This is a genomic window from Patescibacteria group bacterium, from assembly GCA_038065255.1.
Classification (GTDB): Bacteria; Patescibacteriota; Patescibacteriia; order JACQRZ01; family JACQRZ01; genus JBBTRI01.
The window spans coordinates 139,407-144,685 of sequence record JBBTRI010000006.1 but is presented as its reverse complement, the minus strand read 5'-3'; the positions used below and the strand labels follow the sequence as shown (position 1 = coordinate 144,685).

The window sequence follows — 5,279 nt, the reverse complement described above, 5'->3', positions numbered from 1 at the left end:
GCCGCCTCGACCTAGATTCCCTCCCCTACCGCCCCACCAAGCGGTTGCCCGAACAACGACGTTCGGGCTTTTTTTATTGACAATCACCTTCAATCTTCTATACTTTAATATATAACTTTTGTCTTTACTTTGTATATGCAGAAAATACTTATAAATATCAAGACAGAAAAGGAAGTGAAGCGCAATGCTCAAACCCTTGCTAAAGAACTGGGGCTATCCTTAAGTGATGTCATCAATGCTGCATTGCGGAATTTCATTCGAACAAGGGAAGTATATTTTTCATCGATTCCTCGTATGACTCCTGAATTAGAACGGATTATCGGCCGAGTTGAAGAAGATATTAAGAAAAAAAGAAATATTTCAAAAACATTTACGTCTCTGAAGGACATGAATGTCTATCTCGATTCCCTACGATCCGTATGAATGTGAACTTTCATACGCAATTCCAGAAGAAGTATCACAAACTTACTGAAAAAGAACATAGTAAATTCAAAGAACGACTTGCACTCATGACCACCGACGAATTTAACCCCCCTTTGAACAATCACGCACTCCATGGGCGCTATCTTGGCTATCGAAGCATCTCAATAACAGGGGATCTCCGGGCCATTTATAAGCGCATAGGACATGACACCATTCTCTTTGTGGATATAGGATCGCATTCAAATTTGTATGGGTAACGTGTTTTCTCTCCATTCATCATACCCACTCCGCCGCGGTGTCCTCACCCTTCCCCATGGCACTGTCCAAACGCCGTTTTTCATGCCGATTGCAACGCGGGGTGCAGTGAAGGCGCTTACACCTGAAGATATTCATGCGCTCGGTGCTGAGATTATCCTTTCAAACACCTATCACCTCTACCAGCGCCCCGGCATGGATATTTTAAAAAAATGGGGTGGGCTCCATGCTTTCATGGGTTGGGATAAACCTATTCTCACTGATAGCGGCGGTTACCAGGTTTTTTCCCTTTCTAAATTCCGCAAAATCACGCCGGATGGCATACGGTTCCAATCCGAAATCAACGGCGCGACCATTTTTCTCACGCCGGAAAAAGCAATTGATATCCAGCTTGCAATAGGTTCTGATATCATCATGGTTCTGGATATCTGTACGCCCTGGCCCTGCGCGTACGAACAGGCACGCTATGCCGTAGACATGAGTGTTGCGTGGGCGGAGCGCAGCAAAAAACACTTTGAAAAACGCATGAAACAAAAGCGCCTACCCAATGGCAAAAGACCGCTTCTGTTTGCCATTTCCCAAGGCGCTCTTTATAAGGACTTACGAAAGGAGTGTATCGAAAAGCTTCTTGCCATTGATTTTGACGGATATGGCATCGGCGGCGTTGCTCCCAAAAAAATGGTAACGGAATTCGTCAGCTGGTGCACCGAACTCCTGCCAAAAGACAAACCACGCTATCTCATGGGCGTAGGACGACCTGAGGATATTGTAGAAGCGGTTGCAGTGGGCGTGGATATGTTTGATTGCGTCATTCCCACGCGCGAAGGGCGGCATGGCGTGCTGTATGTCAAAAAAAAGCCCATCAAGCTATCGCGGCATTGCAAACCGACATTTTATCAATCTATGCGCATCAAGCATGCGCGCTATGTAGCCGATAAAAAACCCATAGACCCCTCATGTGCTTGCTACACGTGCAAGCATTTTACACGAAGCTATCTCCGGCATTTATACATCATAGAAGAGTCGCTTTTCTACCGCCTTTCTTCCATCCACAACTTGCATTTTTATTTGCGCATGATGGAAGAGCTGCGAAGCATCAGCTGATCCGCATCAGCTCTTCAATAGTCGTATCGCCTGATAGCACTTTTAATAGGCCATCTTCAAAAAGGGTCAGCATGCCTTTTTCTTCAGCGCACTTTTGTACAATACTCTCGCTTTTTTCCTGTTGAACAAGCTTTTTTAACTCTTCATCGAACGTGAGGATTTCAAAAATGCCAATTCGACCCGTTAATCCAATGCCAAAACACTTATCACAACCCCTGCCGCGATAAAATTTTAATTCAGTCGGTGAATCTAATGCAACCAAGTTGCGTTTTTTGAGCTTTGCAAGCGAGCGATAGAGGCGCGCATCTTCATTGAGGGAGTCTAAAAATAGTTTATCCGGCTTATATGATTCCTTGCACGAAGGACAAATCTGTTTGATAAGCTGCTGGGAAATAATCTGATTGATCGTTGGCGCAAGAAGATACGACCGCACACCCATATTGCGAAGTCGCGTAAGTGCGCCAACTGCTGAATTGGAATGCAGCGTTGAAAGCACCACATGCCCCGTAAGAGCCGACTGAATGGTGATTGAGGCTGTTTCTTCATCACGAATCTCCCCCACCATAATAATATTGGGGTCCTGGCGCAGAATTGCCCGAAGCCCGGCTGCAAAGGTGAAGCCATGGTCTGCGCGCACCTGTGTTTGGTTGATATGCTTAATGCTATATTCAACAGGATCTTCAATGGTTTCGATACTCACCCCCTCCACATTAAGCGACTTCAGAAGTGTGTATAATGTTGATGATTTTCCTGATCCTGTCGGACCACTCACCAAAACAAGGCCGTAAGGACGCTTCATTTCTTTTTTCACAAGCGAAATATCGTCAAGACGGAAGCCCAAGTCGTGTAGACTGACTTTCTGCGTTGATTCATTCCGCACGCGCAATACGATTTTTTCCCCATAATACGTGGGCAGCACCGATACGCGGAAAATAATAGTCTCTCCAAAAACCACTTGTGAAAAACTACTATCGGCTGTTTTTGCATGTTCATCCGTACGAATACCGGCGATTTTTTTGATTACTGTGGAAAGTTCTTTAAAGAGAGGCTTTGCAAGTAAAAACTCGTCTCGCAAAAACCCATCGACGCGGAATTTTGCCATACCCGATGTGCTCTGCGGCTCCAAATGGACATCTGAGGGTTGGGAATAGTAGATATAGTCGATAAGCGCGTTCAACAATTTTTCTGAAGAAATGCTCTTTTTGGCTACCGACGACCGCTGGATCATGCGCTTTATCGAACTGGCTACATCTTTTTGATAATATTTAGAAACTGTTTTGTAGCTTGTGATGCCGGTAAAATACGGCTCTATTGTGGTGTGAGTGAGCTTTTCAAGCTTACGGACTTGATTTTTCTGCAATGGATCGAGAAAAGCTACCTTGAGCGATGTACCTTTGCTATTTTTTTCAAATGGGATGGCTTTGTAGGTACTGACCGTATGTCCGTCAAAAAGCCTGAGAACAGCTTCATCAATATGGCGCAGCTTTAGGTTCACATAGGGCAGTCCGATGGCTGATGCAACTGTTTCATAAAGTATGTGCCCCTTTACAATATCCCATTCACGAAGGATATCCTCAATCGGCATATCCAGACGCTGGGCGTTTTTGAGCGCGTTATTCCATACGTCTTCGGTAATAAGCGATGCCTCGATAAGGATTTTTTTGAGCTGGGCATTGGGGATGAACATAAGAAAGAAAATGAGAATAGTATTTTAAGTACTGTCAATTGTACCACTTTTAGTGGATCAGAGCGAAACAGCTCATTTCTTTCTAAAAAAATAATGACAGCATTTTTGTTATATTTAAAGCATAAATATCGTTATAGATATAATAATAGCTACAATTACTTGACATGATTTGTATGATGCTATACTCTACCTAATACCGAAAACCGGTAACGATCTTTCACTATGGACGCCGCAGATGAGGTAGTACACCCACAAATCCAGCGGTCAGACTCCGCACTTCCTGGTACCCCTGGAGTTGATCCACAGGGACTCATAGTGTCGTTTGGCTGCTGAACGCCAAGTATGGCAGTAGTGTGCAGGGCAAAGTCGAGAAGCACTCGAACAGCTCTGTCACTAGGGTTCGCCATCTCCTCACTCATCGACATTGCCGATTGGCCCCATGATCCGAGCAACCACTCGCGATTCTAACGAGGTCTTGTTGGCAAGCGCTTTCGAAAGGCGCGGTTCCCCGACGATTTAGGCCGTCAAGGGAGCTCGCGTCAATCGAGCATGTCGCTAGGTGTCCTGTTCCGTGCAGTGCTAACTCCGCGTACCTACGTGACGGGTAACGAAGGCAACTTCGACCCACTAGTCGGACACTGCACGGGATTTTAAGCCCCTTCTCAAGAGCAGGTGCCAGCATCTGCCGGAAGGATGTCCGTATATGCCACTCATGCCAGTGCAACACAACAGCGCCTTGGAAAGCTGTGCCTGGTAGAGTAGCTCTCGGATACTCACTTCTAAAGAGAGGCGGCGAGAGCCTTGATTTCTTGGACGCGATTCCCTCGGTCGAATCGTTCTTAGAGAAGTCCTGGCTCTTTTTTTATTTCCGGCCATTATTCTCCACAGAGTTATCCACAGATAATTTTTTTATACAGGTGGATAAGTTTTTAGAAATGATATTAAAAAGTACTTTTTTATTATAACCATGAAGAAAAGAATTTTTTCTAATTTTCGCATGAGAGCTCTTGACACTAGTTTAGAGTAGGCGTATTCTTATTATTACCGTTTAACAAAGCGGTACGTACCTCAAAAGATCTCGAACACGAAAGAACGCACCTAGAGAAGACCTCTCTTGGCAGTTCTCATGCTGATGTTGCGATTGCCTTTACGGGTGATTGTGGCAAAGGAAGAGATAGGCATGGACGAGCTTGGGCAGCGAATTTGGATTCCAATCCGAATTTCGTAGCCGTAAAGCTTTTCTGAGCCTACATCCTGCTAGGACACAAAGTTTTTTCGAATGAAGTGTTTGTTTCCTCCGGTTTACCGCAAGGTTTGCCGGACACTGGTGTTGAGTTATTGCTCTTCATCGCATCGGTCACCCACGGCTCGCTTCTCACAAGAGGCTCCTGTGGTCATGGCTTCTGCGCTTGAATCAATACTTGACTAAAGGGATCGCGTGCTTGCACGCTCTCTCTGTTAAACCGAAACGAACGCTTCAAGGAAGTAGTGAGTAGCTTCAGAACTTCTTAGAACTCAAGATGAGACGACCGTAAGGTTGTTTAATCCGAAAGTTCGTCAGACAATAAGTCCCTTTAAAAAGGATTCTGTTGAAAAGTAATTGGTCTGCAAGGTTCGCCCCAAAGATCAAGAGCTCCTCTGATAGGTCGAGTTGACGACACGCAAGTGACGTTGACCGACTGAAAAGCAATTCTAGTATGATTAGAACTTCGCGCTGATGTTTGTAGCCCGCAAGGATTGCATCCCTATTCGCTTAGTTCGTCAGACAATAAGTCCCTTTAAAAAGGATTCTGTTGAAAAGTAATTGGTC

4 protein-coding genes are annotated in these 5,279 nt (G+C 45.1%); 3 read left to right on the top strand and 1 reads right to left on the bottom strand.

The window, feature by feature from the left end; translation table 11 throughout:
- The first annotated feature begins 135 nt into the window (after positions 1-135).
- From AAB400_02415 to tgt, 3 genes are read left to right on the top strand one after another with little or no spacing between them, the layout of a single operon-like run.
- Positions 136-423: a hypothetical protein gene (locus AAB400_02415; GenBank protein MEK7648754.1), complete on the top strand. Its 288-nt coding sequence runs from the start codon at positions 136-138 to the stop codon at positions 421-423.
- Positions 420-680: a type II toxin-antitoxin system RelE/ParE family toxin gene (locus tag AAB400_02410; protein ID MEK7648753.1), complete on the top strand. Its 261-nt coding sequence runs from the start codon at positions 420-422 to the stop codon at positions 678-680. Before AAB400_02415 ends, AAB400_02410 begins: the two co-directional genes overlap by 4 nt.
- Positions 673-1,782 carry a tRNA guanosine(34) transglycosylase Tgt gene (gene tgt / locus AAB400_02405; protein ID MEK7648752.1) on the top strand — a complete coding sequence of 370 codons (1,110 nt, stop codon included), beginning with the start codon at positions 673-675 and terminating at the stop codon, positions 1,780-1,782. The genes AAB400_02410 and tgt overlap by 8 nt, the downstream gene beginning before the upstream one ends.
- On the opposite strand, the gene AAB400_02400 is transcribed toward tgt, so the two are convergent.
- On the bottom strand, positions 1,775-3,469 hold the full coding sequence (locus tag AAB400_02400; protein ID MEK7648751.1) for a GspE/PulE family protein: 1,695 nt from the start codon (positions 3,467-3,469) through the stop codon (positions 1,775-1,777). The genes tgt and AAB400_02400 overlap by 8 nt on opposite strands.
- Positions 3,470-5,279: the final 1,810 nt, after the last annotated feature.

Bases quoted from the DNA above. Each gene is read 5' to 3' on its own strand.
- AAB400_02415 (MEK7648754.1), top strand. From the start codon at position 136: ATGCAGAAAATACTTATAAATATCAAGACAGAAAAGGAAGTGAAGCGC.
- AAB400_02410 (MEK7648753.1), top strand. From the start codon at position 420: ATGAATGTGAACTTTCATACGCAATTCCAGAAGAAGTATCACAAACTT.
- tgt (MEK7648752.1), top strand. From the start codon at position 673: ATGGGTAACGTGTTTTCTCTCCATTCATCATACCCACTCCGCCGCGGT.
- AAB400_02400 (MEK7648751.1), bottom strand. From the start codon at position 3,469: ATGTTCATCCCCAATGCCCAGCTCAAAAAAATCCTTATCGAGGCATCG.